At 26.8% G+C, this 12,521-nt stretch carries 14 protein-coding genes; 12 read left to right on the top strand and 2 right to left on the bottom strand.

The features are described from left to right. The first annotated feature begins 3 nt into the window (after positions 1-3). The 5 genes from rpsB to gmk are packed head-to-tail and all read left to right on the top strand — an operon-like array spanning position 4 to position 3,986. Complete coding sequence (gene rpsB, locus D3Z07_RS06470) at positions 4-789, top strand: 30S ribosomal protein S2 (RefSeq protein WP_076084419.1); 786 nt, start codon at positions 4-6, stop codon at positions 787-789. Positions 790-791: 2 nt separating this feature from the next. After that, positions 792-1,835 (top strand): translation elongation factor Ts, encoded by a 1,044-nt coding sequence (tsf, locus tag D3Z07_RS06465; protein WP_076084422.1) that lies wholly within the window; start codon positions 792-794, stop codon positions 1,833-1,835. Positions 1,836-1,873: 38 nt separating this feature from the next. After that, on the top strand, positions 1,874-2,557 hold the full coding sequence (locus tag D3Z07_RS06460; protein ID WP_122893377.1) for an ABC transporter ATP-binding protein: 684 nt from the start codon (positions 1,874-1,876) through the stop codon (positions 2,555-2,557). Continuing rightward, positions 2,554-3,372 (top strand): hypothetical protein, encoded by an 819-nt coding sequence (locus D3Z07_RS06455; protein ID WP_122893376.1) that lies wholly within the window; start codon positions 2,554-2,556, stop codon positions 3,370-3,372. The genes D3Z07_RS06460 and D3Z07_RS06455 overlap by 4 nt, the downstream gene beginning before the upstream one ends. Continuing rightward, the gene (gmk, locus tag D3Z07_RS06450) at positions 3,372-3,986 is read left to right on the top strand and encodes a guanylate kinase (RefSeq protein WP_076089196.1); all 615 of its coding nucleotides are present in this window, start codon (positions 3,372-3,374) and stop codon (positions 3,984-3,986) included. Before D3Z07_RS06455 ends, gmk begins: the two co-directional genes overlap by 1 nt. Before the next feature lie 3 nt (positions 3,987-3,989). On the opposite strand, the gene D3Z07_RS06445 is transcribed toward gmk, so the two are convergent. Further along, positions 3,990-5,612 carry an EAL domain-containing response regulator gene (locus D3Z07_RS06445; protein ID WP_122893375.1) on the bottom strand — a complete coding sequence of 541 codons (1,623 nt, stop codon included), beginning with the start codon at positions 5,610-5,612 and terminating at the stop codon, positions 3,990-3,992. Positions 5,613-5,712: 100 nt separating this feature from the next. On the opposite strand from D3Z07_RS06445, the gene D3Z07_RS06440 reads away from it, so the two are divergent. Together D3Z07_RS06440 and ccoS are read left to right on the top strand one after the other, a co-directional pair. Beyond that, positions 5,713-8,151, top strand: coding sequence for a heavy metal translocating P-type ATPase (locus D3Z07_RS06440; protein ID WP_122893374.1), 2,439 nt, complete (start codon positions 5,713-5,715; stop codon positions 8,149-8,151). 8 nt (positions 8,152-8,159) lie between these two features. Then, a complete protein-coding gene (gene ccoS, locus D3Z07_RS06435) occupies positions 8,160-8,396 on the top strand; it encodes a cbb3-type cytochrome oxidase assembly protein CcoS (RefSeq protein ID WP_122893373.1) in 237 nt (78 codons plus the stop codon). Between the two features lie 29 nt (positions 8,397-8,425). On the opposite strand, the gene D3Z07_RS06430 is transcribed toward ccoS, so the two are convergent. Beyond that, entirely contained in the window at positions 8,426-8,713 is a 288-nt protein-coding gene (locus tag D3Z07_RS06430; RefSeq protein WP_122893372.1) for a c-type cytochrome, read from the bottom strand. A 190-nt stretch (positions 8,714-8,903) separates the two neighbouring features. Between D3Z07_RS06430 and D3Z07_RS06425 the strand changes: the two genes are divergently transcribed. The 5 genes from D3Z07_RS06425 to D3Z07_RS06405 are packed head-to-tail and all read left to right on the top strand — an operon-like array spanning position 8,904 to position 12,509. Further along, the gene (locus D3Z07_RS06425; protein WP_122893371.1) at positions 8,904-9,506 is read left to right on the top strand and encodes an ATP-binding cassette domain-containing protein; all 603 of its coding nucleotides are present in this window, start codon (positions 8,904-8,906) and stop codon (positions 9,504-9,506) included. Continuing rightward, a complete protein-coding gene (gene hemH, locus D3Z07_RS06420; RefSeq protein ID WP_083657090.1) occupies positions 9,493-10,419 on the top strand; it encodes a ferrochelatase in 927 nt (308 codons plus the stop codon). Before D3Z07_RS06425 ends, hemH begins: the two co-directional genes overlap by 14 nt. A gap of 8 nt (positions 10,420-10,427) precedes the next feature. After that, positions 10,428-10,973 carry an AmmeMemoRadiSam system protein A gene (gene amrA / locus D3Z07_RS06415; protein ID WP_122893370.1) on the top strand — a complete coding sequence of 182 codons (546 nt, stop codon included), beginning with the start codon at positions 10,428-10,430 and terminating at the stop codon, positions 10,971-10,973. After that, entirely contained in the window at positions 10,974-11,765 is a 792-nt protein-coding gene (gene amrB, locus D3Z07_RS06410) for an AmmeMemoRadiSam system protein B (protein ID WP_076084443.1), read from the top strand. Beyond that, positions 11,766-12,509, top strand: a complete 744-nt coding sequence (locus tag D3Z07_RS06405; RefSeq protein WP_122893369.1) for an ElyC/SanA/YdcF family protein — start codon at positions 11,766-11,768, stop codon at positions 12,507-12,509. The last annotated feature ends 12 nt before the right edge of the window (positions 12,510-12,521 follow it).

The raw sequence follows: 12,521 nt of genomic DNA, 5'->3' as shown, positions 1-12,521 counted from the left end.
GTCATGGTTACAATGAAAGACTTATTAGAATGTGGTGTACACTTCGGACACCAAACAAGAAGATGGAATCCAAAAATGAAAAAATTCATTTTCGGTGTAAGAAAAAATATTTATATTATTGACTTACAAAAAACACTTAGATACTTTAGATACACTTATAATGTAGTAAGAGATAGAGCTGCTGAAGGTCAAACAATGATCTTTGTTGGTACTAAAAAACAAGCTTCTGAAGCTGTTAAAAGAGCTGCAGAAAATTGTAACATGCCATACGTTAACCACAGATGGTTAGGTGGAATGTTAACTAACTACGGAACAATTAAAAAATCAATTAGAAAATTAGAAATCATCAAAAAGATGAGAGAAGAAGGTCAATTAGACTTACTTACTAAAAAAGAAGCATTAATGCTTACTAGAAAAGAAACTAAGTTAGAATTATACCTTGGTGGAATTAAAGAAATGCACACTATTCCAGACATGATGTTTGTATTAGATGCAGTTAAAGAAAAAATTGCTATTCAAGAAGCAAGAAGATTAGGAATTACTGTTGTTGCTCCTTTAGATACAAACTGTGATCCAGATGTTGTTGATTTACCAATTCCAGGTAATGATGATGCAATTAGATCAATTCAATTATTCTGTAACGAAATGGCTGCAGCAATGAATGAAGGTAAAGCATCTAGAGAAGAAGAAGTTGAAGAAGAAGCTCCTGTTTCTACTGAAGAAGCTGCAGAAGTTGTTGCTGAAGCAGTTGCAGAAGGTGAAACTGAAGCAAAGACTGAGGAAGCATAATTATGGCAGGTGCTACTCCAAAATTAATTAAAGAATTAAGAGAAAAATCTGGTGCAGGAATGCTTGATTGTAAAACAGCTCTTAACGAATGTGAAGGTAATATTGACGACGCAATCAAATATTTAAGAGAAGCAGGTTTATCTAAAGCTGCTAAAAAATCTTCAAATGTTGCAGCTGAAGGTATCATTACTATTTTAGTAAATGATACTAATACAAAAGCAACAATGACTGAAGTTAATTCTCAAACAGATTTCGTTGCTAAAAATGAGCAATTCCTTAACTTAACTAATGGAATTACTGCACATGCACAAGCAAATGATATCAACGATGCTGAAGCTTTAGCTGCTTCAACAATCGAAGGTCAAGATTTCCCAACTTTCTTAAATGAGAAAATCGCTGTAATTGGTGAAAATCTTGTTGCAAGAAAAGTTACTAATGTTGAAGGTACTGTTGTTAATGGTTACGTTCACTTAGGTAAAGTTGGTGTTATTTTAGCTGCAACTTGTGATGACGCTGCTAAAGAAAAAACTGTTGATTTATTAAAAAAAGTTGCAATGCATGCAGCTTCAATGAAACCAACTGTAATTTCTTATAAAGATTTAGATGCTGAGTTTATTGCTTCTGAAAATAAAGCAATTATTGCAGATATTGAAAAATTAAATATTGAGTTACATAGACTTGGTAAACCAGAGAAAAATATTCCTGAATATGTTTCAAGAGTTCAATTAACTGATGAAGCAATTGCAACTGCAGAAGCTGCTATGAAAGAAGAATTATTAGCTCAAGGTAAACCAGAGAAAATTATTGGAAACATCGTTAAAGGTAAAATTGCTAGATGGATTGAAGATAACTCTCAATTAGATACTGCTCACGCATTATTATCTCAAAAATACGTTATGGATGATTCAATGACTGTTGAAGAAGCTATTAAAGCTGTTGATGCATCAATTGAATTAACTTCATATGTAAGATATGAATTAGGTGATGGTATTGAGAAAAAAGAAGAAGATTTTGCTGCAGAAGTTGCTGCACAAATGGGAAAATAGTAAATATCAATAAAATTGATAAATAAGGATATCATGACATGAGTGAATTAAAACAAAATGAGTCACTCATGGCTGGTAACCTTTTACTACAAGCAAACAATATATCTCACAAGTTCGATTATGAACTTTTTAATAACATAACATTATCTTTACAAAAAAAACAATCAATTGCAATAATAGGAATGAGTGGAAGTGGTAAATCAACACTTTTAAATATTCTTTCATCACTATTAAAACCTGTAGAAGGTGAAGTATTATTCAATGATGAAGAAATATATTCTTTAAAACAAAAAGAACTTTTAAATATTAGAAGGAACGATTTTGGTATAATTTTTCAAGCACATTATCTTTTTAGAGGATTTTCTGCTAGTGAAAACTTAGATATATCTACACTTTTAAGCGGTGAAGAATTAGATATGCAATTATTAAGTGACTTAAAAATTAATCATGTATTATCTCAAGGTGTTGGAGAGTTAAGTGGTGGACAACAACAAAGACTTTCAATTGCTAGAATAATGACAAAAAAACCAAAAATTATATTTGCAGATGAACCAACTGGTAACTTGGATAAAGATACTGCTAATATTGTAATGGGTACACTATTTAATTATATTAAAAACAATGATGCTGGTTTAATACTTGTAACACATGAAAGTGATTTAGCTTATCAATGTGACAAGGTTTATAAACTAGAAGATTTAGTATTACAGGAGTTGAAATGAATTTATTATTGATATGTGAAACGCTAATAATAGAGCAAATTTTTTCACTTGTATGTAAAAAGTTAAACATTGAGTTAACAATACAAAAATCAAATGATGTTAATGAAAAATTTGATTTAATCGTAATAGATCAAAATTTTATTGATGATAAATTTAATATAATTAAGCAGTTTTCAAAAAGGCTTGGTGCAATATCAAGTGAAGAATTACCTTTTGATAAATCAAGAGATTTTATAATTCCTAGACCTTTTTTACCTACAAAATTACAAGAAATATTAAAAGAACAAATAGAGTTTATTTCAAAAGAAGAAGTTACAACTACATCAAACAATAATAGCACTTATGTTCAAGATTTAGATGAATATGAAGAAGATGAAGAAGTAACAGTTCCTATTATTACTGATTATGTTGAATCTTTAGCTGAAGATGTTTATTTGGATATTGAAGATGAAAATGATGAAAGTATTGTAAATTTAGCTTCATTAAATAATGGTGGTATTCTAGATAATAATGAATTATCAAAAATTAACGATATTTTAAAAGAAGAAGTTATTCATAATGAAGTTGTTATGAACAAAAAAGATTGGAAAGATATTTCAGATATTATAGATGATGCTCTTGATGAAGTAAAAGAGTATGAGTTTGATTTAAAAGATGAGTCAGTTTCTTCTGCTAATCTTTTAAAATTAATACTTACAGATTATAATATTAATGAATTAAAACCCTTACTTGAAAAACTAAACCAAGAAACTATTGATAAGCTTTCACAAGGTGAGAGTATTGATATTAGGCTTATGTTAAAGGATGAGAATTGATTAATGAAAAAAAAGGTGCAATATTAATTTTATCGGGACCTAGCGGCTGTGGTAAGTCTACTTTATTAAAAGAAGTATATAAAGATATAAATGATTATTATTTTTCTATTTCAACAACTACAAGAGCTCCTAGAGTAGGTGAGGTTGATGGAGTTGATTACTTTTTTGTTACTAAAAAAGAGTTTGAAGAAGATATAAAAGATGATAATTTTTTAGAATATGCACTTGTTCATGGAAACTATTATGGAACATCTTTAAAACCTATTAATAAAGCTTTAGATGAAAAGAAGTTAGTTATCTTTGATATTGATGTTCAAGGTCATGAATTAGTTAGAAATAAACTTGATAGTATTGTAACATCTGTATTTATTACAACACCTTCTTTAAAAGTTTTAGAAGATAGATTAAACAGTAGAAACACTGATGATAAAGAAGTAATTGAAAATAGAGTTAAAAATGCTAAAGCTGAAGTAGAATATTTTAGAGATTATGATTACTTAATTATAAATGATAATTTAGAAGAAGCTTCAAAACAGCTAGTTTCAATTGCAAATATTGCTAGAATTAAAACTAAGCTTTTTTCAAAAGAATCAATAGTATCATCTTGGCTATAAAAGCTATTTGATACTTTCGTATCCAACTGGTTTCTCAAAGTAATAACCTTGACAGTAATCTATACCTAACTCTTTAATCTTCTTGTAAATTTCTTCACTTGATACATATTCAGCAACTGTTTTTACTTTAAACTCTTTTGAGAAGTTAGCAATAGTACTTACAATAATTTCTAAATCTTTTGAAGTAGTAATATTTTCAATTAATGAGCCATCAATCTTTACAAAATCAATATCAAGTAGAGTTAATAAGTTAAAGTTAGAGTATCCAGCTCCAAAATCATCAACTCCAACAGTACAATTAAACTTTCTTACATTTGAAATAAATTTTGTTACTTGATTAAAATCAGAGATTTCTTCTGACTCTAAAATTTCAAACTCTAATAAATCAGTATATTCTTTGTTTTTTTCTAAAATTTCATAAATAAATGCTGTTGTTTCATCATTAGCTATATCATCAAAAGAGATATTTACAGAAACTCTTTTCTTTTTGTTTTTAATTAATTCAAAAGAATCATTGATAATTATCTTAATAATATTAGGATAAAGTTTTGTTCTTTTTGCAACATCTAAAAAGTTTATTGGTGCAATTTCTTTACCTTCTTTAGTTATATATCTAATTAATGCTTCATATTTATATACTTCTTCTGTCCTTGTATCAACAATACATTGAAAGTATGCTTTAAATAGATTATCTCTAAATCCTACTTTAACTTGTTTAACCCATTTTATATTTTCTTCAAAGGATTGTTGTATATTAAAAGATTCATTATAAATCATAATTCTTTGAAGCTTAGCTCTTGCATAATTTATAACTCTTTGTGAGTATTTATATGCTCTTTCACCATCACCTTTTGCAATACCTATTGTAATATTGATATCAATTTCATCATCATTTATAAATAAAGAATCTTTTTCAATTTTATCCGCAAATGCTACACATAAATTATAAAAAGCACTTGTATCTAATTCTTCATCTAAAGATAAAATAGCAAATTTATCCGCATCCATTCTATAAATAGAAAATTTACTATCTTTAAAAAAGTTCTTAAGTGTATTTGCAAGTTCATATAAAATGATATCACCATTTTTTTCACCAAAAAGATCGTTAATTGTAGAAAACTCATCAATATCTAATAATGCCATTAATTGAATGTTTTTATTTTCAAGATCTTTTTTTAGTTTATTTCTATTTGGTAAATGTGTTAGGTTATCTATATATAAATCTTTTAGTTCATGATATAGCAAAGACTGAGACATTACTTGTAAAAGTTTTGATATATCAATAGGTTTTAAAACATATTTATCAATACCTATATCAATAGCTTCAAGTAAGTATTCTTTATTTGAAAAAGCAGTGGCAACAATAATTGGAATATTTAAATTTATTTTTTTAATTTCTTTAACCATTTCTAAACCATTTAGAAGTGGCATATTTACATCTGTAATAATTAAATCAATTTCATTTTCATGTTCTTTAAATAGCTCTAAACCTTCTTGACCGTTTTTCGCTACATATTGTTTTTTAGTAAAGCCTTTTAAGATTTGATGAGTTACTTCTCTTAAATCTTTTTCATCTTCTGCATATAATATAGTAATATTTTTTAGTATAGATATATTGTTTATCATTAAGAATCACTCCAATGTTATTAAGGTATAATATCATAAATAAACATAATAAGTAAGTAAAAATTGATTAAATAATAAAATCTACATTAGGAATTTATACGTGTCCCAAGTAAAGTGTAATCATTGTCACTTAAGTTTTGATGATGAAATAATGATAAAAGAAAATGATTTAAATTTCTGTTGTAAAGGCTGTCAAGGAGTTTATCATTTACTCAAAAGTGATGGCTTAGATTCTTTCTATGATAAATTAGGGAATAAGACAATCACTCCTCCTTTAAATTTAAAAAATGATGATCTTTCAAAATTTGATACTCCTAGTTTTATGAATACTTATGTACAAATAACAAAAGATGGGTTTAATGAAGTTGATTTAATTATTGAAGGTATTCATTGTGCTGCTTGTGTTTGGCTAAATGAAAAAATACTTCATGATACAAAAGGCTTACTTGATGCAAATATAAATTTTACAACTAATAAAGCAAAAATTACTTGGGATGGCGATGAATTAAAGTTATCAGATATAATTTTAAGAATTAGATCTATTGGATACAACGCTTACGCTTATGATTCTTCAATAGCAGATGAAAATGCTGTAAAAGCTAAACGAGAATATTTTATTAAAATGATGGTTGCTGTAATTGCAAGTATGAATATAATGATGCTTAGTGTTGCAAAATATACTGGATTTTTTACAGGAATTACACCTGAAGTAATGCATATGATTCATATTGGTGAGTTTTTATTATCTACCCCAGTGCTTTTTTATTCTGGTTGGGTATTTTTTAAAGGTGCTTATTTTGGATTAAAAAATAAAATATTAAATATGGATTTTTTAGTAAGTTCAGGGGCAACTTTAACTTATATTTATTCTTTATTTATATTATTTGGAGCAAAGGGCGAGAGTTATTTTGATTCAGTTGCTATGATTATTACTTTTGTTTTAGTTGGTAAATATCTTGAAGTAATTGGAAAAAAATCTGCAGTTGATACTCTTGATAAAATCAAATCATCTCTGCCTTTAGAAGCTACAGTTATAGAAGGTAATACTAAAAAACTTGTAGCATTAAATAGTATTAATATTGGTGATATTGTTGAAATTAAAACAGGAGAAAAAGTTCCTGTTGATGGAGTAATTGTTAAAGGTGAGGGCTCTTTTGATGAGGCTAGTTTAACAGGTGAATCAATTCCTATTTATAAAAAAATAGGTGATAGTGTTTATAGTGGAACAATTAATACAAATAATCTTATTCATTTTGAAGTTACAAAAGATTTTAAAAACTCTACTTTTTCTTCAATTGTAACACTACTTGAAGACTCATTAAATTCAAAACCACAAATACAAGATAAGGCAAATGAAGTATCTCGTGGCTTTACAGTAAGTATTCTATCTTTATCAATTTTGACTTTTTTGGTTTGGTATTTTTTTGGGCTGGATTTAGGTTTTGATTATGAAGGAACTAATCATTTTGAAAAATCATTTATTGTTGCAATTTCTGTAATTGTAATAGCTTGTCCTTGTGCACTTGCTCTTGCTACTCCAATTGCAAGTTTAATAGGAATCTCTGAGTTAGCAAAAAAAGGTTTGTTATTTAAAGAAGCTAAGTTCATTGAATCTTTAGCAAAAGCAAACACAGTAGTATTTGATAAAACCGGAACTCTAACAAAAGGAGAACTTTCAGTTTCTAAAGCAACAATATTTGATGATAGTAAACAAAATTTAGATTTACTTTATTCCTTACTTGATTCTTCAACTCATCCAATTAGTAAATCTTTAAAAAAATATTTAGAAGATAAATATAATTTAAATAGTAAAAAATTAAATGATATTAAAAATATTGATGCAAGAGGAATGAGAGCTATATATGAAGATGAAAATGGAAATAAATTAAAACTTCTTGGTGGAAACTTGCAATTAGTAAAAGATGAAAATATAAACTTTGATTTAGATCTTGAAAATAGTGTTTATATTTTTGCAATAAATAATCATGTGATAGCAAGTTTTGAACTAATTGATGAAGTTAAAGATTATGCAAGTGATTTAATCTCTTATTTAAGTTCAAATAATATTGATGTAATAATGCTAACAGGTGATAATGAAAAAGTTGCATCAAGTGTAGCTAAACAATTAGGCATTAAAGATTATCATGCTTTTCAAACACCAGTTTCAAAAGCTAATTTTATTAAAAAATTAAAAGAAGAAGATAAAATAGTAATAATGGTGGGTGATGGAGTAAACGACAGTATTGCTTTATCAAATGCAAATGTTGCAATTGCAATGGGAACATCTGCTGATATATCTATGGAAGTTTCTGATATTGTTTTATTAAATTCATCTTTAACTTCACTAAAAGATGCTTTTGAAATATCAAGTAGAACATATAAATTTATAAAACAAAATCTTGGTATTTCTTTATTATATAATTTAGTTACAATACCTTTTGCAATGTTTGGATACGTAATACCTTTAGTTGCAGCTTTATCTATGAGTTTAAGCTCATTAATTGTTGTACTAAATTCACTTAGAATTAAAATAAAATAGGAATATATATGATAAATGACACACTTTTTTTTATGCTAATAGTAGGAATAATTATTTCTGCAGCTTTATTACTCATCTTTGTTTGGGCGGCAAAAACTGGACAATTTGATGATTCAAATAAATTAATAGATGGAATGTTGTTTGATAGTACAGAAGATTTAAATGATGCAATTGAAAAAGAAAAAAAGATTAAAGAAGCTAAAGAGAATATGTTAAATAAAGAAAAAGCTAAAGAAGCAGAATAAAGAGATAAATCTCCTTATTCTATTGGTAATTACTTACCGATATATTCTGCTAATTCAGCGATGTCAGCATCAGTAAGTCTCATAACATTACCTTTCATAACACCTTTCATTTTTCCACCATAAGAACCATCTTTATAACCTTTTAAAGCTGTTGATACTTCTGCTTTAGTTAAGTTTGCTGGAATTTTTGTTGGAGTTGCTGCGAATGCTTTTTCACCTTTTGCACCATGACATGCAACACAAGAACTATAAGACGCTGGAGCTGCTGCGAATGCAACTGCTGCTGCTAAAATTGAACCTAATACGATTTTTTTCATTTTTTCTCCTTGAATTTTAAAGCTACATTCTAACTTTTTTTTTATTTTCCCTAGCTTAATAATTAAAATTATAAGTTAAGTATTAATATAAGTGTTACCTATAATTGTAGACTAATTGTGTAAGAAAAATATTTTTGCAAATGTAAAGGCATTTTTTTATATAGTATATTTTTAATATAAAGGTATTTTATTGAACAAAGAATTCATTTTAAATATAAAAAATCTAAACTTCTCATACAAAGAAAATAATCCAATATATAAAGACTTTTCTTTGTCTTTAAAACAAGGTGAACTTGTTACTATTTTTGGAAAAAGTGGAAGTGGAAAAACAACTCTTTTTGAACTTATAATTGGAACTTTAAAAGCAAAAAGTGGAACTATTGAAAAAGAAAATCTAAGTTTGATATTTCAAGATCCATATAACTCTTTTCACCCAAGTTATCCAATTATAGAACAAATAAAAGATGTTGTACAAAGAGATTTTAATGATGAATTAAAAAGCTTTTTAAAAGAGTTAAATTTAGATTATGAGTTACTTTTAAAAAAGCCACATGAGTTAAGTGGTGGGCAATTACAAAGATGTTCAATTTTAAGAGCTCTTTTAATGAAACCAAAACTATTATTAGTAGATGAGCCAACATCTGCTCTTGATAATATCATTGCATATGATGTGATGAAACTTCTTATAAAATATTTAGATTCGTGTGCAATATTACTGATTACACATGATGAACAAATGGCAGAATGGTGTAGCGATAAAATAATAAGGTTAGATGAAAATGAAAACAAATAAAGCATTAGTTTTACTTAATATGGGTGGAGCTAGAAGTAAAGATGAATTAAAAACTTTTTTAACAAATATGTTTAATGATAGAAATATATTAACTATTAAATGTGGTTTTTTTAGAGGTTTAGTTGCTTCAATGATTGTAAAAAGTAGATTAAATTCTGCATGGAAGAATTATGAAGAAATAGGAAGTGAAACTCCTTTACATAAGTTAACTGAAAAATTAGTAGATAAATTAAATGCTAATCTTGAAGGATACAAAACTTATCAAGTTATGAGATATACTGCTCCTTTTGCAAGTGATGTAATAAAACAAATGGAAGAAGATGGTATTGATGATATTACAATACTACCTTTATATCCTCAATTTTCAACTACAACAACAAAATCATCACTTGAAGATTTTGAATTATATTCAGATGATAAATTTACTACAAAAATAATTAAAACTTTTTATAAAAATGAAAAGTTTAATAATTGTATAGTAAATGAAATTATGAGTCAAACTGATACTCCAAAAGAGTATAACTTAATTTTTTCAGCTCATGGTTTACCTCAAAAAATAGTTGATGCAGGTGATCCTTATGAAAAACAAATGAATGAACATGTCGAGATTCTAAGTAATATGTTAAAAGAAAAAGGTTATGAGTTTAATTCTGTATCTTTAGCGTATCAATCAAAAGTAGGTCCTTTAAAATGGCTAGAACCAAGTTTGGATGATGCTTTAGTTGATTTCAAAGATAAGAATGTGATTATTTATCCTCTAGCTTTTATTGTTGATAATTCAGAAACAGATTTTGAACTTGATTTAGAGTATAGAGAAATAGCAGAAGAAATAGGTGTTGGTGATTATAAAGTTTGTAAGTGCGTTAATGATAGTGATGAATTTATAGAAGCAATAAAAGATATTATTAAATAAGGGTTTTTATGAATAAAGATATATTACTAAAAATTGCAAATGATGCAATTGCATGTAAGTTTGACGAAAGTTTTAAAATTGATAAAGAGCAACTTATAAAAGAATATCCTTTTTTAGATGAACCTGCAGCTTGTTTTGTGACACTTAATTTAAATGGAGAATTAAGAGGATGTATTGGAAGCTTAGAAGCTTATGACATGTTAATTGATGATTTAATTTCAAATGCATATAATGCAGCTTTTTTAGATCCTAGATTTTTAGAATTATCAGAAGAAGAGTTTGCAAAAATAGACTTAGAAATATCTATTTTAACTCCTGCGATTAAATTAGAGTACAAAGACAAAGCTGATTTAAAATCAAAAATAAAAGTAGGGCTTCATGGTGTTGTATTAATGGATGAAGAAGAGCGTTCTACTTTTTTACCACAAGTTTGGGAACAATATCAAAATTTTGAAGAATTTTTTGAAAAACTGATTATCAAAGGAAGTTTTGATAAAGATTGTTTAGACAAAAATATTGATGTTTTAGTTTATGAAGTTATAAAAGTAAAATAAATGAGTATTAGAAAAACAGTAGTTTCTGGTAGTTTTTATCCAAATGATAAAGATGAACTAGAAAAGTTAATAAAAAGTTTTTCTAATAATATTAATAAAAATGAAGATAATGGATTTAAACATATAAATGCAATTGTAAATCCACATGCAGGGTATATATACAGTGGAAAGCTTTGTAATCTATCTTTTAATACTGCTTCAAAACAAAACCCTAAAAGAATAATAGTAATAGGACCTTCTCATAATACTTACTTTGAAGGTTCAAGTATTTGTCTTGATAATTTTTATGAAACGCCTTTGGGAAATATTGAAATTGATTTAGAATATTCAAAAGCTTTAATGCAAAGATATGATTTTTTAACTACAAATGAAGAGTGTGCTTTTGAACACTCAAGTGAAACACAAGCTCCATTTATTAAATACTATTTTCCAAATGCAAAAATTATTGAAATAGTTTATGGAAATCAAGACTCTAATACTCTTAGTTTATTACTTGATGAGCTAATAAAAGATGAAAATAACTTACTTGTAATCAGTACAGATTTAAGCCATTTTCACCCATTGCAAATTGCAAAAAAAATTGATGAAAATTGTATAAGTGCAATAAATGAAAAAGATTTAAGTAAATTGGAAAATTGTGAAGCTTGTGGAAAAACAGGAATAAAAGCCTTACTTGAATCATCTAGTAAAAATAGTTTAAATACTAAAGTTTTAGATTATTCTACAAGTTGTGATGTTAATAATGATAAAACAAGAGTTGTAGGTTATTTATCAGCTATTGTAGGAAGTTAAATGTTTTTACTTAAAAAGATTATTTCTGCTTTTTTATTACCTATTCCTATTGGTCTTTTTTTACTATTTATTGCTTTTTATTTTTTAATTACTAATTCATACAAGAAAGCAAAAGTATTTTCTTTTTTTGCACTTCTTTGGTTTACACTTTTATCTTCACAAATAGTTTCAAATGCAATTATAAATCCTTTAGAAAACTCGCACAAAGCACTTTTAGAAATTCCAAAAGTTCAATATGTTTTAGTTTTAGGTTCCGGTCATATTACAAATGAAAACCTAAGTATTACTTCACAATTAAATCAAGTTGCAGTTGTTAGATTAAATGAAGGAATAAGAATTTTTAAAAAACTTGATAATGCTAAATTAATTGTATCAGGATACAAAGGCTTTGATAAAAATTATCATTCAACTATGAGTAAATCTCTTGCTGTTGATTTAGGAATAAAAGATAAAAATATCATAAAGATGGATAAACCAAAAGATACAAGAGAAGAAGCAATACAAGCTAAAAAAATAATAGGGAGTAAACCTTTTATTTTAGTTACAAGTGCATCACATATGAAAAGGTCAATGCTATTATTTAAAAAGCTTGGATTAAATCCTATTGCCGCTGCTACATATCATTTAGGAAAGGATAAAAAAGATTATAGTTCTATCTTTGCTAGTGAGAATTTATATAAGGTAAAAGTAGCTTTTCATGAATATCTAGGATTAGCATGGGCTTATATTAAAGGATATATTTGATACAATTGCGAC

Source organism: Arcobacter peruensis, from assembly GCF_003711085.1.
GTDB classification, from domain to species: domain Bacteria; phylum Campylobacterota; class Campylobacteria; order Campylobacterales; family Arcobacteraceae; genus Poseidonibacter; species Poseidonibacter parvus.
Note: the sequence above shows the minus strand (reverse complement) of the source record. Positions and strands in the feature narration are given on the sequence as shown.